Consider the following 23,010-nt stretch of genomic DNA (forward strand, 5'->3'; position numbering starts at 1 on the left):
GCTTCGACGGCGCACTCAACGCTCCAGTTGTTCGTCGATGAGCTCGCCCGCCCGCCGCAACTGCTCCAGCTGTGCCATGGCGTCCGGCAGCGACCATCCGGCCAGGCCGCAGGCGGTCCCCAGGACGACACGGTCGCGGAGCACCTCGGGGTCCAGGCCCAGGGGCCGCAGGAAACCCAACGCGCGCGTCACGAGGTCATCGGCGGACTGCACCTCGTGGCGCGCCGTGTCGACGACGCCCAGCACCATCGACAGGTCGTCGGCGAGCCACTGGCCCACCACGTCGCGCAGGCGCCCGGTCTCGAACAGTGTGAGGTCCAGCGACGCGGACGCGAAGCCGGCGCTGCGTGCCAGCGGCAACCATGCGCCGTCTGCGCAGCAGTGCAGGATGGCGTCGCGGTCGATGGCGATGAGCGGCGACAACGCTCCGCTCAGCTCTGGCGCGTGGACGCGGCGGTGCCGTGAGAAGCCGCTGGCGGTGGGCACCTGAGCCTCGGCCACGGAGACCACCAGGGGTTCATCCACCTGCAGGCGCAGTGTGGTCTCAGGGAGACGCCGGGACAGATCGGCGAACAGGGAGCCGACGCCGTGGGCCAGCGCCTGCGCCATTTCACGGCGTGCGCCGTGGTCCGCAAGGAGCCGGTCCCCGGTGGGCCGCTCCACGGAGGCCGCCAGGGTCCACGGGCCGGCGACAGCCACCTTGAGGACACCTCCGAAGCCCTGCAGCAACTCCTCGGCGTCGTCGAGATCGAAGCGCCACTGTGACCGGGCGCGACGATGGTCGGCCCCGGATCCGGAGCTGGTGGTGAGCCGCCAACCGGCGGGTTGCAGGTCGAAGCCGAGGCCGTCGATGAGGCCGAGGGTACGGCCCACCATCTGCGAGCCCACGCCACGCCCGGGGAGTTCCGGGAGGGGGAGGATGTCAGGCAGAACCTCCGTCACGGCGCCGAGTGCGCCCCGGAAGTCGTCGCCGGGCAGGGAACCGGCGGCGGTGACCCTCATCAGCGGGCTTCGTTGATGGTGGCGGACCCGACCACGCGGTCACCGTCGAAGACCACGACGCTCTGGCCGGGGGCGACACCCGAGGCCTCCTCGTCCAGCTCCACCACGAGTTCCCCGTCGCGGAGCGAGATCGTGGCGTCCATGGGTGTGCCGTGCGCGCGGTACTGCGCCAGCCCACGCCAAGGGCCCTCCACCGGGCCCTGGGTCCAGCTGGGGCGGATGCCGCGGAAAGTCCTGACGCGCAGGTCCTCCCGTGCCCCCACCACCACGGTGTTGTTGACGGGTTCGATCCGCAGCACGTAGCGGGCCCGGCCATCGGGGGCCGGGATCTTCAGGTCCAGGCCCTTGCGCTGACCGACGGTGAAGTTGTGGCTGCCATGGTGGATCCCGAGCGTCACGCCGTCGGCGTCGACGATGTCCCCGGGTTCCTCGCCGAGGTAGCGCGACAGGAAACCCTGCGTGTCGCCGTCGGGGATGAAACAGATGTCGTGGCTGTCGGGCTTCTTCGCCACCGCCAGCCCCAGGCGCTCGGCCTCGGCACGCACCTCGGTCTTCGGGGTTTCGGCCAGGGGGAACAACGAGTGCCTCAGCTGCTCCTGCGTGAGGACGCCCAGGACGTATGACTGGTCCTTCTCGGGGTCGACGGCGCGGTGCAGCTCGACGCCACCCTCACCCTGCACGAGGCGCGCGTAGTGCCCGGTGGCCACGGCGTCGAACCCGAGTGCCAGCCCCCTGTTCAGCACCGCCGCGAACTTGATCTTCTCGTTGCACTTCAGGCACGGGTTGGGCGTGCGTCCGGCCTGGTACTCGGCCACGAAGTCGTCCACCACTTCTTCCTGGAACTCCTGTGCGAAGTCCCAGACGTAGAAGGGGATGTCCAGGACGTCGGCGGCCCGGCGTGCGTCGTGGGAATCCTCCAGCGAGCAGCAGCCGCGGGCCCCGGTGCGATAGCTCTGCGGGTTCTTCGACAGCGCCAGGTGCACACCTGTGACCTCGTGCCCTGCCGCCACCAGACGGGCCGCGGCCACCGCCGAATCAACCCCGCCACTCATGGCTGCCAGTACTCGCACGTCCACCCTCCATCATGAAAAGACTCCGCGTCGATGGTACGCGATGCACCCACGGTGACCGATTCGCCTGCGGTTCCTCAGAAAGCGGCACGTGCTTGCCTGAGCGCGGTTGGCAGGACCTCCTCCAGCCTCGCGATGTCGGCGTCGGTGGTGCTGTGGCCCGTGGAGAAACGCAGGGTGGCGGCAGCCTCATCGGACGTGCGCCCCATGGCCAGCAGTACCTCGCTGGGCTGGTGGACCCCGGCCCTGCACGCGGAACCCACTGAGGCGTAGACGCCCGCCTGGTCGAGCAGGAACAGCAGGTCGTTGGCGCGCGTACCGGCGAACGTGACATTGGTGATGTGGGGCGCATGCTCGGCCAGCGCCGTGCTGACGTCCCCGCCCAGTTCACGGGAGACGGCCATGATGCGCGCCTGCATGCCGCCGAGCCGTACCGTCTCCGCCTCCAGGGATTCCGTCGCGGTTGCGGCGGCGGCGGCGAATGCCGCGGCCAACGCCACAGCCCCGGTGCCTGACCTGATGTCGCGCTCCTGGCCACCCCCCAGGCCCACCATGGCGGGGGTCACGGAGCGTCGCACCAGGAGTGCACCGATGCCCACGGGGCCCCCCACCTTGTGGGCCGACAGTGACATCATGTCGACGCCGCTGGCGCGGAAGTCCACGGGCACGTGCCCCAGTGCCTGGACGGCGTCGGTGTGCACCCAGGCGTCGTGGCCGAGCGCGGCGGCGCACAGGTCCGCGAGGGGCTGACAGATGCCTGTCTCGTTGTTGACGGCCATGACGGACACCACGCCGACGTCGCCGTCGATGGATTCGAGCGCCCTGTCAACGTCGATGACGCCGTCGCGGGTCACCGGCAGCGCCTCTGCGCCCCGCTGGAGCATCCCCAGCACGGCCGGGTGTTCCACGGCCGAGACCAGACATCGCGTCCGCCCCTGCTGTCGGCGGGCCCTCATGCCCCCGATGAGGGCGATGCTGTCGGCCTCCGAGCCACCGGAGGTGAACACCACGTCGCCGGGTGCTGCGCCCACTGCGGCGGCCAGTCGCTCCCTGGCCTCTTCCAGTGCCCGCCGGGCACGCTGCCCCGCCACGTGGAGTGCGGACGGATTTCCCTCCAGGGGCAGGTGCGTGACGAGGGCGTCGAAGGCTTCCGGCCGCAGCGGGGAGGAGGCGGCGTGGTCCAGGTATGCGGGTGCGGGCATGATGCCCCACGCTAGCGCGACACGCCCCGCATGCCGCTGGTATGCCAGGGAACTGGCACACTGTGCAGGTTGTGCAACCGCTTGAACTGCAATTGAGGACTCCTGTATGAACTCGACACCCGACACGTCCATCCTGGGCGCCCGCCTCGTCGACGACGGCGCACTCTTCGGTCTGTGGGCGCCCCGCGCCACGGGCGTCACGCTGACGCTGGTGCATGACAGGGAACAGCAGAGCGACGTGGAGATGGAGCTGGGTGAGCACGGCATCTGGAGCGTGCATGTTCCCGGTGTGCTCGCCGGGCAGCGCTACGGGTACCGGGTCGACGGCGCCTGGGACCCCTCGCAGGGCAGCAGGTTCAACCCGGCGCGGCTCCTGGTGGATCCCTACGCCCGCGCCGTCAGCGGCGGCGTCGACTTCCGCGGCCCCATCCTCGACCACATCCCGGGCGACGACTACACCATGGACGAGACCGACTCCATCGGTGCCGTCCCCCTGTCCGTGGTGGTGGAGCAGTCCCCCGCACCCACCCCCATGGCGCGGCGTCGCCCCATGGCGGAGTCGGTGATCCACGAACTCCACGTCCGCGGATTCACGAAGTCGCACCCGTTGGTGCCGGAGCATCTTCGCGGCTCCTACGCAGGGCTCGCCTACCCCGACGTCATCGCGTACCTGAAGGACCTGGGGGTCACCGCCGTCGAGCTCCTCCCCATCCATCACTTCGTGTCCGAGCCGTTCGTGGTGGCCAAGGGCATGCGCAACTACTGGGGCTACAACACGCTGGGCTTCTTCGCCCCCCACTCCTTCTACGCGACCCGCGGGAACCGTGGCAGTCAGGTGGACGAGTTCAAGGACATGGTCTCGGCGCTGCACGAAGCGGACATCGAGGTCATCCTCGACGTCGTCTACAACCACACCGCCGAGGGTGGCCACGCCGGCCCCACCCTGTCCATGCGTGGCATCGACCACCACGCCTACTACCGGCTCACCAACGACAAGCGCAACGATTACGACGTGACCGGGTGCGGCAACTCCGTCGACACGTCCGAGCCGATGGTGGCCAACCTCGTCATCGACTCCCTGAAGTACTGGGTGCAGGAGATGGGGGTCGACGGTTTCCGCTTCGACCTTGCCACCACCCTGCTGCGTGACGAGCACCACCACGTGGTCCACGATCACCCCCTGAAGGTTGCCATGGACAACCACCCTGCCTTCGAGGGCGTCAAGTTCATTGCCGAGCCGTGGGATGTCGGTCCGTACGGCTACCAGCTGGGGGCGTTCGGCCCCCGATGGTCCGAGTGGAACGACCGCTTCCGCGACCACGTCCGCGACTACTGGCGTGGCGCCGTCCCCGGTGTGCAGGAGTTGGCCACCCGCCTCTCGGGTTCGCCCGACATCTTCGACAACTCCGGGCGCACCCCGCAGGCCAGCGTCAACCTCGTGACCGCCCACGACGGCTTCACCATGCACGACCTCGTCAGCTACGACGTGAAGAAGAACCTCGCCAACGGCGAGTCGAACCGTGACGGCACCGACAACAACCGGTCCTGGAACCATGGCTGGGAGGGGGCCACCGACGATGACGAGATCAACGCTCTGAGGTCACGTCAGGTGCTGAACCTCATGGCCACGCAGGTCCTCGCCCAGGGCACCCCCATGCTGGTGGCGGGCGACGAATTCGGCCGCACCCAGCTCGGCAACAACAACGCCTACTGCCAGGACAACCCCTTGTCATGGGTGGACTGGCACATCGCGCCCCGGTGGCAGGCTGTGCGCGACCGCGTCGCGAACCTGCTGGAGCTGCGTGCGGCCCACCCGCTGCTGCGCAGCGACAGGTTCCTCTACCACTCGGAGGTGATCAACGCCCACGGCGAGAACCTCCGCCGGGTGGACCTCACCTGGATGGACGGCGATCAGGGCCAGATGGGCGAGGACGACTGGCATGACCAGTCGCGTCGACTCCTGGGCATGTACACCTCCGACGAGAGCGACGCCTTCCTCACGTGGTTCCATTCCGGCGCCGATCCCGTCGCCATCACCCTGCCGGGGGTGCCGTGGGCCAAGGAGTACACCATCTACTGGCACTCCGCCGAGGACAACGAGCTGCCGACGGGCCCCCTCGAGCCGGGCTCGCCGCTGGTGGTGCCGGGGCGCTGCACCATCGTGATGCGGGCCGAGGTCCCGACGACCACCGCGGAACTGATGGAACTCGAGGCCGCGGCGGCCTACAGCATCGACGTGGAGCCGAGCACGAAGGTCTTCGGCTGACGGACGCCGCCCCCGGGTGATTCCGGGGGCATGTTCGCACCACCCGGGCACGCACCCGCATGGAACCCGTCAGGGTTTCCCGTGATGCCGTGTGCGTTCCGTTAGGACGTCACTCCCCCCCACTGATGCGGGTGTGGACTCCAGGAGTCAAACCCGTGCGCGCAGCCAGCAAGGCTTCGCCCGCACGGGAGTCTCTTCCACAAGGAGCCGCACCATGCTGGACATCGTGTACGTCGCCGGTCTCATCATCATCTTTGTGATGATCGGCCTGCTCGCGAAGGGGGTCGAAGCGCTGTGACCGCCTTCAGCCTCCTGGCCGCCGTCCTGGCCGTCGCCGCCATCGTGTACCTCGTGTTCGCGCTCATCAGGCCGGAGCGCTTCTGATGCCCGTCCTCCTCGCCACTTTTCAGGCGGCAACGCTGGTCCTCATGCTCGCGATCACCCATCGCCCGCTGGGCGCCTTCATGGCCCACATCTTCACCTCGGACAAGGACATGGCGCTCGAGCGGGGCTTCTACCGCCTCATCGGCGTCGCGCCGCGCACCGACCAGACATGGCAGTCCTACCTTCGCGCCCTGCTGGCGTTCTCCGTCATCGGCTTCCTGCTGGTCTACGGGATGCAGCGACTCCAGCCCCTGCTGCCGTACGCGCTCGGATTGCCGGCCGTGCCACCGGGACTGGCGTTCAATACGGCCGTCTCCTTCGTCACCAATACGAACTGGCAGAACTACTCCCCCGAGGCCACGCTGGGCTACACCACCCAGATGGCCGGGCTCGCCGTGCAGAACTTCGTGTCAGCGGCCGTCGGCATCGCCGTGGCCATCGCGTTCGTGCGGGGATTCGCCCGCCGCACCTCGGGCACCATCGGCAACTTCTGGGTGGACGTCACCCGCGGCACGCTGCGCCTCCTGCTGCCCATGGCTGTCCTGGGCGCCATCGTCCTGATGATCGCCGGTGTCATCCAGAACTTTCATGGCTTCACGGACATCACCACCCTGACGGGGGGCACGCAAAGCCTGCCCGGCGGCCCCGTCGCGTCCCAGGAGGTCATCAAGGAGCTCGGCACCAACGGCGGCGGCTTCTTCAACGCCAACTCCTCGCACCCGTTCGAGAACCCGACGGGGTGGAGCAACCTCTTCGAGATCTTCCTCATGCTCGTCATCCCGTTCGCGCTGCCCTACACCTTCGGACGCATGGTGGGCGACAAGCGGCAGGGATACTCCATCCTGGCCGTCATGGCCACGCTGTACCTCGCCTCGCTCGTCATCCTGAGTGCTCTGGAGTACGCGGGATCGGGCACCGCGCCCATGCTCGCGGGCGCAGCCATGGAGGGCAAGGAGCAGCGCTTCGGCATCTTCGCCACCACACTGTTCGGCACCACGAGCACCCTGACCTCCACGGGCGCCGTGAACTCCATGCACGACTCCTACACGGCACTGGGTGGCATGCTCCCCATGCTCAACATGATGCTGGGGGAGGTGGCCCCCGGAGGCGTGGGGGCAGGTCTCTACGGCATGCTCGTGCTGGCCGTCATCACCGTCTTCATCGGAGGGCTGCTCGTGGGCCGCACGCCGGAGTACCTGGGGAAGAAGATCGGGCCCAGCGAGATCAAGCTCGCCAGCCTCTACATCCTGGTCATGCCCGCGCTGGTGCTGGTGGGCACGGCGCTGAGCTTCGCCGTCCCGGCCATCCGCACCGACGTCGAAACCACCTCCATCCTCAACCCCGGCAACCACGGGCTCTCCGAGGTCATCTACGCGTTCACGTCGGCATCCAACAACAACGGCTCCGCGTTCGCGGGCCTGACCGGCAACACGCCGTGGTTCAACACGGCGCTGGGACTCGCGATGCTGTTGGGCCGATTCGTGCCGATCCTCTTCGTCCTCGCCCTCGCGGGGGCACTGGCCCGGCAGGACAAGGTTCCCGCCACCGCCGGAACGCTCCCCACCCACAGGCCGCTCTTCGTCGGTCTGCTGGTCAGCGTGACGCTCATCGTCACGGCACTCACATTCTTCCCCATCCTCACGCTGGGGCCGCTCGCAGAAGGGCTGCGCTGAACATGACCACCCTCACCGCACCAACACCACCTGAGACGTCGTCCGCCCCGCCGCCATCGCGCAGTTCTCGGGGTGCCTTCAGCCCGTCGTCCTTGCTCGAGGCGCTCCCGGGAGCCTTCCGCAAACTCGACCCGCGACTCATGTGGCGCAACCCCGTGATGTTCATCGTCGAAGTGGGTGCCGCCCTGACGACGTTGCTCGCCATCGTGGAGCCCTTCGTCGGTGGTCCCGGCACCTCCGGAGGCACCGCCATCCCGGGCTCCTTCACCTGGGGCATCGCCATCTGGCTGTGGCTCACGGTGGTGTTCGCCAACATGGCCGAGTCGGTGGCGGAAGGACGCGGCAAGGCACAGGCCGACAGCCTCCGCAAGACGCGCACCAGCACCATCGCCCGGCGTGTCACGGACTACCAGGAGACGGAGGACCCGGCAGCGGGTGCATCCGACCTCGAGGACATGTCATCAGCCGATCTGCAGCTGGGTGACGTGGTGGTGATCGTTGCCGGGGAACTGGTCCCCGGCGACGGTGACATCATCTGGGGCATCGCCTCCATCGACGAGTCGGCCATCACCGGGGAGTCCGCCCCCGTGGTCCGGGAGTCCGGCGGGGACCGCAGCGCCGTCACCGGCGGCACCCGAGTCCTGTCGGACCGCATCGTGGTGCGCATCACCTCCAAGCCGGGCGAGACGTTCGTGGACCGCATGATCAGCCTCGTGGAGGGTGCCTCCCGCCAGAAGACCCCCAACGAGATCGCACTCAACGTGTTGCTGGCCAGCCTGTCCATCATCTTCCTCGTGGTCACCCTGACACTGGGGCCCATCGCCTCCGCGGTGAACGCAGACGTCACCCTGCCCATCCTCATCGCCCTGCTCGTCTGCCTCATCCCCACCACCATTGGAGCCCTGCTCTCGGCGATTGGCATCGCAGGCATGGACCGCCTCGTGCAGCACAACGTCCTGGCCATGTCAGGGCGCGCCGTGGAGGCAGCCGGGGACGTCACCACACTGTTGCTCGACAAGACCGGCACCATCACCTACGGCAACCGGCGCGCCTCGGAGTTCGTGCCACTCGACGGCGTCACCGTGGGTGAGCTGGTGGAGGCGGCCGCACTGTCCTCCCTGGCCGACCCCACTCCCGAGGGCAAGTCCATCGTCGACCTGGCACGTGTCCTCGGCGTCGACGTCGGCGAGAGCGCCCCCGGCGACGTCGTCCCCTTCACGGCACAGACCCGCATGAGCGGTCTCGACCAACCCGGAGGAACCACCATCCGCAAGGGCGCCGGATCCGCAGTCATCGTGTGGGTCGAGCAGTTCTCCCCGCTGCACCGATCCGTGAGGGCACAGCTGGACGCGGAGGTCGAGGCCATCTCGCAGGGGGGCGGGACCCCCCTGGTGGTGGCGGTGGCCACCGCGTCCGGCGAGTGCCGCATCCTCGGTCTCGTCCATCTGAAGGACGTCGTCAAGGACGGCCTCAAGGAACGCTTCGCCGAACTGCGGACCATGGGCATCCGCACGGTCATGATCACGGGCGACAACCCCCTGACCGCCCGTGCCATCGCGGCCGAGGCCGGCGTGGACGACTTCCTGGCCGAGGCCACACCCGAGCAGAAGATGGAGCTCATCAAACGGGAGCAGGCCGGTGGCAACCTGGTGGCCATGACCGGCGACGGTACCAACGACGCCCCCGCGCTGGCGCAGGCCGACGTCGGAGTGGCCATGAACACGGGCACCTCTGCGGCCAAGGAGGCGGGCAACATGGTGGACCTCGATTCAGACCCCACCAAGCTCATCGACATCGTGCGCATCGGCAAGCAGTTGCTCATCACCCGCGGGGCCCTCACCACGTTCTCGATCGCGAACGACATCGCCAAGTACTTCGCCATCATCCCGGCCATGTTCGTGGGCATCTTCCCCGGCCTGGGCGTCCTCAACATCATGGGTCTGCACTCCCCCGCCTCGGCGGTCCTGGCGGCCATCATCTTCAATGCACTGGTGATTGTCTTCCTCATCCCGCTGGCGCTGAAGGGCGTCGCCTACCGAGCGCTCAGCACCTCACGGATCCTCGGGCGCAACCTGCTGCGCTACGGCGTGGGTGGTGTCATCGCCCCGTTCATCGGGATCAAGCTCATCGACCTCGTCGTCAGCATGCTCCCCGGCTTCTGACGTCCTCTCCTCCACAGAAAGCTCTCACCATGTCCTCATCCCGCAACGGCCTGCGCACCACCCTCGTGGCGCTGCGCGCCATGATCATCCTCACCCTCGTCCTCGGGGTGGCCTACCCCCTGGTCGTCACCGGAATCGGCGCCGTGCTGCTGCCGGGTCGTGCCGGCGGTTCCACCGTGGAGGTGGCAGGCGCCGTGGTGGGCTCGTCACTGATCGGGCAGTCGTTCACGGACGCCACCGGGAATCCGCTGCCCGAGTACTTCCAGTCCCGCCCATCGGCTGCTGGGGAGGGGTACGACGGTGCAGGCTCCAGCGGTTCGAACCTCGGACCGGAGAACCCCGACCTGATCGCTGCCATTCAGGAGCGCAGGCAGCAGGTGGCAGCCTTCAACGACGTGGAGGTGGACGCCGTACCGCCCGACGCCGTCACTGCATCGTCATCCGGACTGGACCCCCACATCAGCCCGGCGTACGCACGTCTGCAGGTCGCACGGGTGGCCGCGGCCCGATCGTTGCCGGAGACCACGGTGCGGGAACTCGTGGAAGCTAGCATTGCCTCACGAGACCTCGGGTTCCTGGGCGAGGAGACTGTCAATGTCCTGGAGCTGAACGTGGCTCTCGACGGCTTGGAGGGCTAGGGCGATGCGACGAGGACGGCTTCGGGTACTGCTCGGCGCCGCGCCCGGCGTGGGGAAGACGTATTCGATGCTGGAGGAGGGCCGGACCCTGCTGGGTGAGGGTCGAGACGTCGTGGTGGCGTTCGTGGAGGTGCACGGACGCCAGGCCACCGCCGCCATGACCGAGGGCCTGGAGATCATGGACAGGCTCGAGGTGACCCACCGGGGCGTGACGCTCACGGAGATGGATCTCGACGCCGTGCTGACCCGGCGCCCCGAGATCGCGCTCGTCGATGAACTGGCCCACACCAACGCGCCCGGGTCCAGGCACGAGAAGCGCTGGCAGGACGTGGAGACGCTGCTGGATGCTGGCATCGATGTCATGTCGACGGTGAACATCCAGCACATCGAATCCCTCAATGACGTGGTGCAGCAGATTACCGGTGTGCCCCAGCGGGAGACCATTCCCGATGCGGTGCTGCGCTCCGCCCACCAGATTGAGGTGGTGGACCTGGCCCCTCAGGCATTGCGCGACCGCCTCGCCGTGGGCCGCGTCTACCCTGCGGAGCGCATCGACGCCGCACTCTCCAACTACTTCCGCCTCGGCAACCTCACCGCCCTGCGCGAGTTGGCGCTGCTGTGGCTGGCCGACGAGGTGGACAGCGCGCTCAAGGACTACCGCGCGGAGCACGGCATAGACAGCCGGTGGGAGGCCCGCGAACGGGTGGTTGTGACGCTGACGGGTGGGCCCGAGGGCGAGGCGCTGCTCCGCCGGGGGGCGCGCATCGCGGCCCGGTCGGCGGGTGGTGACCTCGTGGCCGTGCACGTCGTCAGCCAGGATGGCCTGCGCAGCCCCCACCCGGAGTCGCTCGCACACCAGCGCGCTCTCGTGGAGAAACTGGGCGGCTCCTACCACCAGGTCGTTGGCGACGACGTCCCGCGGGCACTCGTCGACTTCGCCCGCAGCATCAACGCCAGCCAGCTGGTCATCGGCGTCAGCCGCCGCAACCGGCTGACGGCGGCATTCACGGGCCCCGGCATCGGGGCGACGGTGATCCGGGAGTCCGGCGACATCGACGTCCACATCGTGACCCACTCGGCCGCGGGTGGGAGGCTACGGCTCCCACGCATCGGCGGCGCCCTGTCCATCCGGCGACGCATCATCGGATTCGTGCTGGCCCTGCTCGGGGGGCCGCTGGTGACGTGGCTGCTCGTCTCCTTCCGGTCGGACGACTCCATCACGAGCGACGTCCTGACCTTCCAACTCCTCATCGTCATCGTCGCGCTGACAGGCGGCATCTGGCCAGCGCTGTTCACGGCCCTCATGTCCGGTCTGACCCTGGACTTCTTCTTCGTCGAACCCATCTACACCATTACGGTGGACAAGGGGTTGCACGCTCTGGCGCTGGTGCTCTTCGTGGTGAACGCCGTGCTGGTCAGCTACGTGGTGGACCAGGCTGCGCGGCGCACCCGTGTCGCCAACCGGGCTGCCGCCGAGTCGGAACTCCTTGCCACTGTCTCCGGCAGTGTCATCCGTGGTGAGGGTGCCATCGAGGCACTCGTGGGGCGCACGCGCGAGGCGTTCGGGCTCACCGCCGCACGGTTGGTGGCGGACGGCAACACCATTCGGCAGGACGGAGAACCCACCCCCGGCGAGCCCCACGTCGACATTCCCGTGGGCGAGCGTGGGATCCTCGAGCTCTACGGGGCGGACCTGGAGTCCTCGGAACAGCGACTGCTCGCCGTCATCGCCTCCCAACTCGACGCGGCCCTGGAGTACACCGACCTCTCAGCGACGGCACGCGAACTGGGGCCTCTGGCAGAAACCGACCGTGTGCGCAGCGCCCTGCTCTCGGCCGTGAGCCACGACCTGCGTCGCCCGCTCGCCGCCGCCACGGCCGCTGTCACGGGCCTGCGCTCCACTGATGTCCCTCTCAGCGAGGAGGACCGTCGCGACCTCCTCGCCACGGCCGACGAGAGCCTGGGCACGCTGTCCACGCTGGTCACCAGCCTTCTGGACGTCAGCCGCCTGCAGGCCGGTGCACTTGCGGTCTCGCTGGCACCCGTGGACGCCGAGGACGTCATCCTTCCCGCGCTCGACGAGCTCAAGCTCGGGCCTGCCGAGATGGAACTGGACCTGGATCCCGATCTTCCCGCCATGGTGGCGGACGCGGGCCTCCTGCAGCGCGTGGTGGTGAACCTGCTCGACAACGCCCTGCGGTTCGCGCCACCCGAGAAGCGTGTCCGGATCTCCACGAGCAGCTTCGCCGACACCGTCCAGATTCGGGTGGTGGACCAGGGCCCGGGCATCGCTCACGACCGTCGCGACCAGGTGTTCGTCCCGTTCCAACGCCTGGGGGACACGGACAACCTCACGGGGCTGGGCCTTGGCCTTGCCCTGTCGAAGGGGTTCACCGAGGGCATGGGTGGCACCCTCGAGGCGGAGGACACCCCGGGGGGCGGCCTGACGATGGTGGTCGAACTCCCCGCGGCCGCAGGGTCGCGCCGATACGGTGGCGAGGTGGAGGAGACATGAAGATCCTCATCGCCGACGACGATCCCCAGATCCTGCGCGCACTGCGCATCACCCTCACGGCCCGGCGCTACGAGATCGTCACGGCGGCCACGGGCGCCGAGGCCATCAACGTCGCCATCGAAGCGCGGCCGGATCTCTACATGCTGGACCTGGGGATGCCCGAGCTGGACGGCCTTGACGTCATCCACGCCCTGCGTGGCTGGACGTCGGCCCCCATCCTGGTGGTGTCGGGCCGCACGGGCGCCGGGGACAAGGTGGACGCCCTCGACGCCGGGGCCGACGACTACGTGACCAAACCCTTCTCCATCGACGAACTCCTGGCCCGCATTCGGGCACTCACGAGGCGGGTCATCCCCCAGGAGGATGCCCCACCATCAGTGCGCCTGGGTGACATCACCATCGACCTGGCAGCCCGTGTCATCAGTCGCTCCACGCCGGAGGGGCAGGTTGCCGTTCGCCTCACCCCCACGGAGTGGGCCGTCCTGGACCTGCTGGTGCGCAATGCCGGAAAGCTGGTCACGCGACGCACCCTCCTGGCCGACATCTGGGGTTCGGAGCACATCACCGACACCGGCTACCTGCGCCTCTACATCTCCCAGCTGCGCAAGAAGATCGAGCCCGACCCCGCGCGGCCACGATTCCTGCTCACGGAACCTGGGATGGGCTACCGGCTCACGACCGGCGCCTGATGCCCTGATCCCCACTCAAGAATTCTTCGGCCAGTCCCCGGGCGCTTCCTCGCCGCCCTCGACGACGTCCTCGCTCTGGCCGGAGGCCTCCGTCCAGCTGTCCGCGGGCCGGTATCCGAGCTCCAGCATGGTGTTGGTCAGATCCCACCGGCGGTTGGGGTTGTCCGAAATGGCGTAGTACAGCCCGAACGCGACGTCGGCTTCGATGGCGCAGCGGAACACCTGTTCGGCATCGTCGTCGCTGAGCCACATGGCGTGCAGGACGTCCTCGTCCCTCTCCATGGGGTCCTCGGCCGACCAGCCGATGCGCAGGGCGATGAAGTCGATGCCGTACTCGTCGTGGTAGAACCGGCCAAGCGCCTCACCGAAGATCTTGGACACCCCGTAGAGGGAGTCGCCGCGGGGTAGTTGGTGTGGGTAGACGGGCCACTGGCCATCTCTGTCGTACATGCCCATGGCGTGGTTTGAGGACGCGAAAACGAAACGCCTCACCCCGGCCAGGCGGGCAGCCTCCAGCGTGTTGCGAAAGCCGACGATGTTGGCCTCCAGGACGTCATCCCACTCCGAGGTGGGTGATGCGGCCCCTGCCAGGTGCAGGACGGTGTCCACGCCGTCCATGAGCTCCACGACCTCGTCGAAGTTCGCGAGGTCAGCCCTCCGCAGTTGTTGTTTCTCGATGTCCGTGCGCGGCGTGCGGCCGTGCAGGACAAGCTCATAGGAATCGGCCAGCCGCTTCTCGAGCAACTGGCCGATTCCACCTGTGGCTCCCGTGAGGAGCACCTTGCGTCGTTGTGGGGAAACCATGTCCCCATCGTTGACCCTGCAGGGGGGCAGGGTCAACGGATTCAGCCGGTGACCACCGCGGCCAGACCCATCTCGGAGTCACTGGCCAGCAACGGGTGGGACGGGACGGCGCGCGCGAGCAGGCCGATCTGTCCGGAGTACCTGGCCGGGATGCTGGCCTCGAACCGCGTGACGCCGTCAGCCTCCAGGGCGGGGGTGGTTGCGTACTTGCGGATGTTGTGGAGCTTGTCCTCGTTGTCGACGTCACCGAAGATGAGCTGGACGGCGACGTCGGAGGCCGACAGGTCACCGAGTCGCACATCGACGGTGACCTCGAGTTGGTCACCCGCGGCCACCCGCCCCGTCACGTTCGTGTCGAGTGCGACGACGTGCAGGGAATCCCAGTCGCGGCGGATGCGCTCCTTCCACACGGCCAGGGCGTTGGCCTGGGAGTCGTCCACCAGAGCAGCGGAGGACAGCGCGGCCGGCGCATACATCTGGGTGACGTAGTCGCGCACCATGCGCGAGGCCAGGACCTCCGGGCCGAGGTCGCTGATGGTGTCGCGCATCATCTTGAGCCACGCCAGCGGGTTCCCGTGGGTGTCCAGCGTGTAGAACTTCGGGATGATCTCGTTCTCGATGATGCTGTAGAAGTACTCGGCCTCGGCGGCGTCGCGCTCCACCTGATCAGTGATGCCCTCCAGGGAGGGGATCTCCCAGCCGAACTCGGGGGCGTACAGCTCGTCCCACCAGCCGTCCTTGATGGAGAGGTTGGCGGCGCCGTTCAGCGACGCCTTCATGCCGGAGGTGCCGCAGGCCTCGTAGGGGCGAAGCGGGTTGTTCACCCACACGTCGCAGCCGGGGTACAGCGGGCGGGCCATCGACATGTCGTAGTCCGGGAGGAACACGAGCTTGCCGCGGACGTCGGGCTGGTCGGAGAACTGCACCATCTGCTGGATGAGCGACTTGCCGATGTTGTCGGCGGGGTGCGCCTTGCCGGCGATGATGATCTGGATGGGTGTCTGCGGGTGGTTGAGCAGACGCTTGAGCCGCTCGGGATCCGTGAGCATCAGTGTGAGGCGCTTGTAGGACGCGCCACGGCGGGCGAAGCCGAGCGTCAGGACGCGCGGGTTCAGGGCGTCAGCGGTCCAGTCGTCGGGCAGGCCACGCACCTTGCAGGACTCGGAGAGGCGGGCGCGGGCCATGTGGATCATGGAGGCGCGGAGCTGACGCTTCAGGCTCCACAAAGTGTCATCGTCGACGCGCTGGATGGCCGACCAGTCGTAGCCGTCGATGACCGTGTCCGAGTCGTCCGTGTGCGCCTCGAGGATCTCCAGCAGTTCCGGATGGATCCAGGTGCGGTGGTGGACGCCGTTGGTGACCGACGTGATCGGCACCTCGGTCTCGTCGAAGTCGGGCCACAGGCCGTTGAACATTTCACGGGAGACGGCCCCGTGCAGCTTGGACACGCCATTGGCGCGCTGACCGAGGCGCAAGCCGAGGACGGCCATGTTGAACCTGCTGTGGTCACCGCCGGCGTAGGTCTCGGTGCCGAAGTCGAGGATGCGCTGCAGCGGCAGCCCCGAGCAGAAGTGGGCGAACTGGCGCTCGATGAGGGACCGGTCGAAACGGTCGATGCCGGCAGGGACCGGGGTGTGGGTGGTGAAGACGGTGCCGGCGCGCGTCAGTTCGATGGCGCAGTTGAGGTCGTGACCCTCGGCCAGGTACTCGCGGATGCGCTCGAATCCGAGGAAGCCTGCGTGGCCCTCGTTGCAGTGGTAGACATCGGGCTTGGCGTGGCCCGTGACACGGCAGTACTCGCGCAGTGCACGGACGCCACCGATGCCCAGCAGCACCTCCTGGGCAAGTCGGTGCTCGGTGCCGCCGCCGTAGAGGCGGTCGGTGATGTTGCGGGCCTCGGGGTCATTGTCCACGCGGTCCGTGTCGAGCATCAGCAGCGGGATGCGGCCCACGGACGCCACCCAGATCCACGCCTTGACCTCACGGCCGGAAACGTCCACCGTGATGGTGAGCGGCTCACCGGCATCGTCAGTGAGACGACGCACGGGCAGGTCGTTGGAGGACAGCACGGGGTAGCGCTCCTGCTGCCAACCGGCCGCGTTCAGTGACTGGCGGAAGTAGCCGTGTCGGTACAGCAACCCGATCCCCACGAGCGGCAGGCCCAGGTCGGAGGCCGCCTTCAGGTGATCGCCGGCGAGGATGCCGAGGCCACCGGAGTACTGGGGCAGCGTCTGGGAGACACCGAACTCGGCGGAGAAGTATCCGATGGCTGAGGGGACGTCCTCGCCCTTGGCGGCGTGGTTCTGGAACCAGAGGTCCGCCGTCAGGTAGTTCTGGAGGTCATCGTGCAGGAGCTCCACCCGGCGGACGAACACCTTGTCCGCCGCGAGCTGCTGCATGCGCTCCGCGGACACGGCCGTCAGGAGCTTGACGGGGTCCTCGCCGACCGAATCCCAGAGCTGGGGGTCGATGGCACGGAACAGGTCCCGTGAGGGCTGATGCCACGACCAGCGAAGGTTGTGGGCCAGGGCCTCAAGGGAATGGATCTTTTCGGGGAGCACCGGCTGAACGGTGAAACGACGATATGCACGCACGCGCCACAAACTACCCTGTCGTTCCCGCGGGACAGAATCGAGGCCCGATAGGGTGATCGTGTGAACTCTCTGCCCACTACGCCCCGCCCGTCGCGACTGCACCGCACGCCCGGCGGCTTTGGTCGCATTCCTGTGAGCGACGTCCACCCCGTCATCTCCGATGGCGCCTACCCCGTGAAGGCGGTCGCGCACGAGCGCCTTCAGGTGAGCGCCACGGTCTTTCGTGAGGGCCACGACGCCGTCAAGGCGTCGGTGATCCTGACGGCCCCGCACGGAACGCAGCGCCGCATTGACATGCATCCCGTGGGCCCCGAGGGGCTGGACTCGTGGGAGGCCAGCATCCGCATGGCCACCGAGGGTGACTGGACGTACCGGGTCGAGGGCTGGTCCGACCCCTGGGCCACCTGGCAGCACAACGCCGAGGCGAAGTTGCCACTGAGCATGGACCTCGACCTCATCTGCCAGGAGGGGCGCGAGGTCATCGGCCGCGCCGCCACCAACGCCACCCAACAGCGCGTCACCAGCGCCGCCCACCTGCTCGAGGCCGTCATCGACGCCCTGCGTCCCGAGACGCCCGCAGAGGAACTGCTGGACCTCATTTGTTCCCGCCCCGTGGAGCGCGCCATGGCACGCTTCGGACCCCGTGAACTGGTGACGGGAACCAAGGAGTACCCGGTGCGCGTGGAGCGTCGACGCGCGCTCTTCTCCTCCTGGTACGAGTTCTTCCCCCGCTCCCAGGGTGCGTGGCAGGACGAGACCGGCGCCTGGCATTCCGGAACCTTCGACTCCTCGCACGAGCGCCTCGAGGCAGCGGCCGCCATGGGATTCAACGTGGTCTACCTGCCCCCCATCCACCCCATCGGCATCGCGTTCCGCAAGGGTCCCAACAACACGCTCACCCCGGCCGAGGGCGATCCGGGTTCCCCGTGGGCCATCGGTTCCCCAGACGGCGGGCACGACGCCATCCATCCCGACCTCGGGGACCTGGAGTCCTTCGGTCGCTTCGTGGACAAGGCCCGATCGCTGGGCCTCGAGGTTGCCCTGGACCTGGCACTGCAGGCCTCCCCTGACCACCCGTGGGTGACCGAGCATCCGGAGTGGTTCACGACGCGGCTGGACGGGACCATCGCCTACGCGGAGAACCCCCCGAAGAAGTACCAGGACATCTATCCCATCAACTTCGACAACGACCCGGAGGGGATCTACCACGAGGTGCTGCGGATCGTGCACTTCTGGATCGACCGAGGGGTGTCGATTTTCCGCGTGGACAATCCGCACACCAAGCCCGTCGAATTCTGGGACTGGCTGTTGGAGCGGGTGCACGAGACGAATCCGGAGATCATCTTCCTCGCAGAAGCCTTCACCCGGCCGGCCATGATGGGCGCACTCGGCAAGGTCGGCTTCCAGCAGTCCTACACGTACTTCACGTGGCGGGTGGAGAAGTGGGAGCTCACCGAGTACCTCACGGAACTTGCCCATGACACCCCTGCGTTCTACCGTCCCAATTTCTTCGTCAACACCCCGGACATCAACCCCCTCCACCTGCAGTCCGGCAACCCGGCCATCTTCGCCATCCGCGCCATTCTGGCCGCGACAATGTCCCCCACCTGGGGCGTGTACTCGGGCTTCGAACTGTTCGAGCACGAGGCACTGGCCGCAGGTCGCGAGGAGTACCTGGACTCCGAGAAGTTCCAGTACAGGCCACGCGACTACAACGCGTCACCCAACCTCAACATGCTCATCGGCCAGCTGAACGCCATCCGAGACCGCCACCCGGCGCTGCAGCAACTGCGCAACATCACCTTCCACCACGTCCCGCACGACGGGATCATCGCGTTCTCGAAGCAGGACGGCGACGACACCGTGCTGGTGGTGACGTCCCTGGACCCCGACAACACCGTGGAGTCGGACCTCTACATCGACTTCGAGGCGCTGGGGTTCCAGAGCGGCAAGGGCATCCGGGCCATCGACGAATTGACGGGGCAGGAGTTCACCTGGGGTGAGCGGAACTACGTGCGCCTGTACCCGGGGCAGCCCGCCCACATCGTCCACCTGAGCACCTGATGGGGACAACGACACACATGCCGGAGAGCCTCCTGCCGGCCCTGTGGCAGCTCGCCCAGGGTGCTCGCTGGTTCGCCGGCCGCTCGCGCGGCGGGCGCCCCGAGGGCGTGACGCTGGGCCGCTGGCTCACCCCTGCCTCCAGCGGCGTCGGTATTCGCAGCGCCGTGCTGGAGGTGCTGTTCGACTCCGGCGAGCGTGAGCGCTACCACGTACCGTTGACCTACCGCCCCGTGTCAGAGGCAGTCGCTCCCGAGCTGGCACGGGCAGACGTGGACGGCTCCGAGTTCAGCGTCGGTGAGTTGTGCGACGACCCGGCCGCCGCATCCCTGCTCCTTGACCTTCTCCGCGACGGCGCCCCCGGTTTCGAGAGCTTCGGTGAGATCCCCACGGGCCTCGTGGCCCGTCGGTTCACGGGGGAGCAGTCCAACACCTCCCTGTTCTTCGGCACGTCGCTGGTGTGCAAGGTGTTCCGACGCCTCGAGGAGGGCTCCAACGTCGACGTGGAACTCCACCGTGCGCTGGCGGGCACCGGGTCGGTCGCCGAGATCCACGGGGTGTGGAGCGACGGCGACGTGGACCTCGCCATCATCACCGAGGCGCTCGCCCAACCGGAGGATGGCTACGACCTGGCGTGCGAGCATGCCCGGCGGAGCAGCAGCTTTGACGACCACGCCCACGCTCTCGGGGCCACACTGGCGGCGGTGCACGAGACGCTCGCCGAGAGGCTGGGGACCGAATCCCGGCAGGCCCCTGCACTCCGGGCCACCCTGGAGCGCCGGTTCGTGGCCGCCGCGGCAGAGGCACCCGAGGTGGGGCCGTACCGCGACGCCATCGCATCCACCTGGGGGGCGCTTCCTGAGACGTTCCCCACGCAGAGAATCCACGGCGACTGCCATCTGGGCCAGGTGCTGCTCTCTGCCGGGCACTGGCGCTACGTGGACTTCGAGGGCGAACCGCTGAAGACACTGGAGGAGCGACGCGAGCCCGACTCCCGGTGGCGCGACGTCGCCGGCATGCTGCGGTCCTTCGACTACGCGGCCGCGGCCGGGGAGGCCACCGCAGCCTGGTTGGCCGGGACTCGCCAGGCCTTCCTCGCCGGATACGGCCTGCCTGATGGCCAGGAGCGGGCACTCCTGGCCGCGTTCGAGGCGGACAAGGCCGTCTACGAAGTCATTTACGAACGTCGTAACCGTCCCCACCTGATCCATGTACCGATAGATTCACTGAACCGATTGGCAGGAGAAACACGATGAACTACGACCAGTTCGGCGGATTGACCGGCACCGACCTCCAGGGTTTCCACCAGGGTGGCGACACCGAGCTCTGGAAGAGACTCGGCAGTTTCGTCGCGACCGTCGACGGTGAGGACGGCCCCATTTCCGGCGTGCGGTTCGCCGTCTGGGCTCCCAATGCCCAGCAGGTCCAGGTGACCGGCGACTTCAACGGGTGGGACGCCCATGACCTCGCGCTCATCCCCGGCACCGGTGTGTGGGGCGGATTCGTCCCCGGTGCCGGCGAGGACGCGCTCTACAAGTTCCGGGTCCGTGGCGTCGACGGCGCGTGGCGCGAGAAGGTCGACCCCATGGCCCGCTTCAGCGAGCAGGCACCCACCAACGCCAGCATTGTCTACGAGTCGAAGTACGTGTGGTCCGACGACGAGTGGATCGCGCGCAGGGAGAAGTCCCGCGCCCACGCCGAGCCCATGAGCGTCTACGAACTGCACCTCGGCGGCTGGCGCCCCGGCAAGTCCTACCTGCAGCTCGCCGACGAACTGGTGGAATACATCACCTGGCAGGGCTACACGCATGTCGAGTTGATGCCGGTGGCCGAGCATCCGTACGCGCCGTCCTGGGGCTACCAGGTGACCGGCTACTTCTCCCCCACGAGCCGGTTCGGCAAGCCCGACGACTTCCGCTACCTCGTGGACCGCCTCCACCAGGCCGGCATCGGCGTCATCCTGGACTGGGTTCCGGGTCACTTCCCCAAGGACGACTGGGCGCTGGGACGCTTCGACGGCACCGCGCTCTACGAGCACGCCGACCCCAGGCAGGGAGAGCACCGCGACTGGGGCACCTACATCTTCAACTACGGCCGCAACGAGGTGAAGAGCTTCCTCGTCTCCAACGCGCTGTACTGGATCAACGAGTTCCACATCGACGGGCTGCGCGTGGATGCCGTCGCCTCCATGCTGTACCTCGACTACTCCCGCGAGGAGGGCGAGTGGGTGCCCAACGAGTACGGCGGCCGCGAGAACCTCGAGGCCATCGACTTCCTGCGCTGGGTCAACCTGCACCTCTACGAGCGCCACCCCGGCGTCCTCATGATCGCCGAGGAGTCCACCAGCTTCCCGGGCGTCACCAAACCTGTCCACGAGGGCGGCCTCGGCTTCGGGTTCAAGTGGAACATGGGGTGGATGAACGATTCGCTGCGCTACCTGGAGCTGGACCCCGTCTACCGCCAGTACGAACACAACCTCATCACCTTCGCCATGGTGTATGCCTACTCGGAGAACTTCATCCTGCCCATCAGCCATGACGAGGTCGTGCACGGCAAGGGGTCGATGATGCAGAAGGTGCCGCAGGATGACTGGCGCAAATTCGCCACGCTGCGCGCCTTCTACTCCTTCATGTGGAGCTTCCCCGGCAAGCAGCTGATCTTCATGGGCAGCGAGTTCGGGTCCCGTCCCGAGTTCAACGAGGCCACCGGCCTCGAGTGGTGGGTCAGCGACCTGTGGGGCCACCGCGGCCTCCAGCAGCTGTTCCGGGACCTCAACGCCCTCTACCGCGCCAATGCCCCCCTCTTCGAGCTGGACAACTCCCCCGAGGGGTTCACCTGGATCCGGGGTGACGACGCGGAGCGCAACACGCTCAGCTGGGTGCGCCACGACGAGGCCGGCAACCACGTGGCCTGCATCACGAACTTCTCCCCGGAACCGCTCACGGACCTGCCGATTGGGCTTCCGGAGGCCGGAGTCTGGGAAGAGATCCTCAACACCGACTCGGCCGTCTACGACGGCAGTGGCGAGTTCGGGAACCTGGGACAGGTCACGGCACGCGAGCAGCCGTGGGGCCACTTCCCCGCGCAGACCAACGTGACGGTTCCCCCGCTGGGCGCCGTGTGGCTTCGTCGGCAGGCGGGCCCCGCCACACCGTGAGCGAGTTCAGCGTCCAGGTCGAAATCACCGGTGACGTCGGCATGCTGCGTTGGCAGGAGCAGCGTGTCGACTCGGAGACCCTCGAGGCCGCCGTGAGCATGGCCGCAGACGACGCCATCATCGCGCACGAGTTGCGTCGTCTGCAGGTGGACCTACCTGCCAACGACGTCGTGGCCCGACGTGCTCTCCAGCGCTGCGGTTTCCGGCTGGAGGGCCGGCTGCGCTCCGCGCAGCGTGTCGGCAATGACGACCTCGTCGACGTCCTCATCTATGCCCGGCTCGCCATCGACCCCGTCTACGGCCCGCAGGGGTTCTCCGGTGTCATGGACTCGGTGCTCCCCATGAAACGCATGATCGGCCACGCCGTGTTCCGCGACAGCCGGGGGCGGGTACTGCTGACCGAGACCCGCTACAAGGAGGACTGGGAACTCCCCGGCGGGATCGTCGAGGCGGGCGAGTCGCCCCGCGTGGGTGCCGAGCGCGAGGTGATGGAGGAGATCGGGTTGGCCGTCACCTTCGGCAACGCGGCGCTCATCGACTGGATGCCGCCGTACCTGGGGTGGTCGGATGCCATCGAGTTCATCTTCGACGGCGGCACGATGACCGACGACGTCGCCGCGGGGATCACCGTCACGGACCCCCGCGAACTGGCGGCCGTGCACTGGGTGGCCCCTGAGGACCTCGATGAGCACGTCACCGAACTCTCGGCCCGACGCATACGGCTGCTGCTGAGCGGTTGGACCGGCATGACCGAGGACGGCCGTCCCCTCTGATCCGTGAGGGAACCGGGGAA

17 protein-coding genes are annotated in these 23,010 nt (G+C 67.8%); 12 read left to right on the plus strand and 5 right to left on the minus strand.

What is annotated here, in order from left to right; translation table 11 throughout:
- Positions 1-15: 15 nt before the first annotated feature.
- The 3 genes from EAX62_RS11815 to EAX62_RS11825 all read right to left on the minus strand — a co-directional run bounded on the left by EAX62_RS11815 (position 16) and on the right by EAX62_RS11825 (position 3,274).
- Positions 16-1,002 carry a uroporphyrinogen decarboxylase/cobalamine-independent methonine synthase family protein gene (locus EAX62_RS11815; RefSeq protein ID WP_121901928.1) on the minus strand — a complete coding sequence of 329 codons (987 nt, stop codon included), beginning with the start codon at positions 1,000-1,002 and terminating at the stop codon, positions 16-18.
- Entirely contained in the window at positions 1,002-2,072 is a 1,071-nt protein-coding gene (gene mnmA, locus EAX62_RS11820; RefSeq protein WP_121902146.1) for a tRNA 2-thiouridine(34) synthase MnmA, read from the minus strand. The genes EAX62_RS11815 and mnmA overlap by 1 nt, the downstream gene beginning before the upstream one ends.
- Positions 2,073-2,149: 77 nt before the next feature.
- On the minus strand, positions 2,150-3,274 hold the full coding sequence (locus EAX62_RS11825) for a cysteine desulfurase family protein (RefSeq protein ID WP_121901929.1): 1,125 nt from the start codon (positions 3,272-3,274) through the stop codon (positions 2,150-2,152).
- A 106-nt stretch (positions 3,275-3,380) separates the two neighbouring features.
- On the opposite strand from EAX62_RS11825, the gene glgX reads away from it, so the two are divergent.
- From glgX to EAX62_RS11860, 8 genes are all read left to right on the plus strand, one after another.
- A complete protein-coding gene (gene glgX, locus EAX62_RS11830; RefSeq protein WP_121901930.1) occupies positions 3,381-5,540 on the plus strand; it encodes a glycogen debranching protein GlgX in 2,160 nt (719 codons plus the stop codon).
- 133 nt (positions 5,541-5,673) lie between these two features.
- Positions 5,674-5,838 (plus strand): hypothetical protein, encoded by a 165-nt coding sequence (locus tag EAX62_RS16740; RefSeq protein ID WP_158600659.1) that lies wholly within the window; start codon positions 5,674-5,676, stop codon positions 5,836-5,838.
- On the plus strand, positions 5,835-5,924 hold the full coding sequence (kdpF, locus tag EAX62_RS11835; RefSeq protein ID WP_121901931.1) for a K(+)-transporting ATPase subunit F: 90 nt from the start codon (positions 5,835-5,837) through the stop codon (positions 5,922-5,924). Before EAX62_RS16740 ends, kdpF begins: the two co-directional genes overlap by 4 nt.
- The gene (gene kdpA, locus EAX62_RS11840; RefSeq protein ID WP_121901932.1) at positions 5,924-7,597 is read left to right on the plus strand and encodes a potassium-transporting ATPase subunit KdpA; all 1,674 of its coding nucleotides are present in this window, start codon (positions 5,924-5,926) and stop codon (positions 7,595-7,597) included. The genes kdpF and kdpA overlap by 1 nt, the downstream gene beginning before the upstream one ends.
- Before the next feature lie 2 nt (positions 7,598-7,599).
- Positions 7,600-9,759 (plus strand): potassium-transporting ATPase subunit KdpB, encoded by a 2,160-nt coding sequence (kdpB, locus tag EAX62_RS11845; protein ID WP_121901933.1) that lies wholly within the window; start codon positions 7,600-7,602, stop codon positions 9,757-9,759.
- A gap of 29 nt (positions 9,760-9,788) precedes the next feature.
- Complete coding sequence (gene kdpC / locus EAX62_RS11850; protein ID WP_121901934.1) at positions 9,789-10,397, plus strand: potassium-transporting ATPase subunit KdpC; 609 nt, start codon at positions 9,789-9,791, stop codon at positions 10,395-10,397.
- Positions 10,398-10,401: 4 nt separating this feature from the next.
- Entirely contained in the window at positions 10,402-12,912 is a 2,511-nt protein-coding gene (locus EAX62_RS11855) for an ATP-binding protein (protein ID WP_121901935.1), read from the plus strand.
- Positions 12,909-13,601 carry a response regulator gene (locus EAX62_RS11860; protein ID WP_121901936.1) on the plus strand — a complete coding sequence of 231 codons (693 nt, stop codon included), beginning with the start codon at positions 12,909-12,911 and terminating at the stop codon, positions 13,599-13,601. Before EAX62_RS11855 ends, EAX62_RS11860 begins: the two co-directional genes overlap by 4 nt.
- Positions 13,602-13,616: 15 nt before the next feature.
- On the opposite strand, the gene EAX62_RS11865 is transcribed toward EAX62_RS11860, so the two are convergent.
- Positions 13,617-14,405, minus strand: coding sequence for an NAD-dependent epimerase/dehydratase family protein (locus tag EAX62_RS11865; protein WP_121901937.1), 789 nt, complete (start codon positions 14,403-14,405; stop codon positions 13,617-13,619).
- A 41-nt stretch (positions 14,406-14,446) separates the two neighbouring features.
- On the minus strand, positions 14,447-16,999 hold the full coding sequence (gene glgP / locus EAX62_RS11870; RefSeq protein ID WP_121902147.1) for an alpha-glucan family phosphorylase: 2,553 nt from the start codon (positions 16,997-16,999) through the stop codon (positions 14,447-14,449).
- A 60-nt stretch (positions 17,000-17,059) separates the two neighbouring features.
- On the opposite strand from glgP, the gene EAX62_RS11875 reads away from it, so the two are divergent.
- The 4 genes from EAX62_RS11875 to EAX62_RS11890 are packed head-to-tail and all read left to right on the plus strand — an operon-like array spanning position 17,060 to position 22,990.
- A complete protein-coding gene (locus EAX62_RS11875) occupies positions 17,060-19,063 on the plus strand; it encodes an alpha-1,4-glucan--maltose-1-phosphate maltosyltransferase (protein ID WP_121901938.1) in 2,004 nt (667 codons plus the stop codon).
- 17 nt (positions 19,064-19,080) lie between these two features.
- Positions 19,081-20,316 carry a phosphotransferase gene (locus EAX62_RS11880; protein WP_158600660.1) on the plus strand — a complete coding sequence of 412 codons (1,236 nt, stop codon included), beginning with the start codon at positions 19,081-19,083 and terminating at the stop codon, positions 20,314-20,316.
- Positions 20,313-22,217 carry a 1,4-alpha-glucan branching protein GlgB gene (gene glgB / locus EAX62_RS11885; RefSeq protein ID WP_121901940.1) on the plus strand — a complete coding sequence of 635 codons (1,905 nt, stop codon included), beginning with the start codon at positions 20,313-20,315 and terminating at the stop codon, positions 22,215-22,217. Before EAX62_RS11880 ends, glgB begins: the two co-directional genes overlap by 4 nt.
- On the plus strand, positions 22,214-22,990 hold the full coding sequence (locus EAX62_RS11890) for an NUDIX hydrolase (RefSeq protein ID WP_121902148.1): 777 nt from the start codon (positions 22,214-22,216) through the stop codon (positions 22,988-22,990). Before glgB ends, EAX62_RS11890 begins: the two co-directional genes overlap by 4 nt.
- Positions 22,991-23,010 lie beyond the last annotated feature (20 nt).

This window comes from Tessaracoccus antarcticus (assembly GCF_003688855.1).
GTDB lineage: Bacteria > Actinomycetota > Actinomycetes > Propionibacteriales > Propionibacteriaceae > Arachnia > Arachnia antarctica.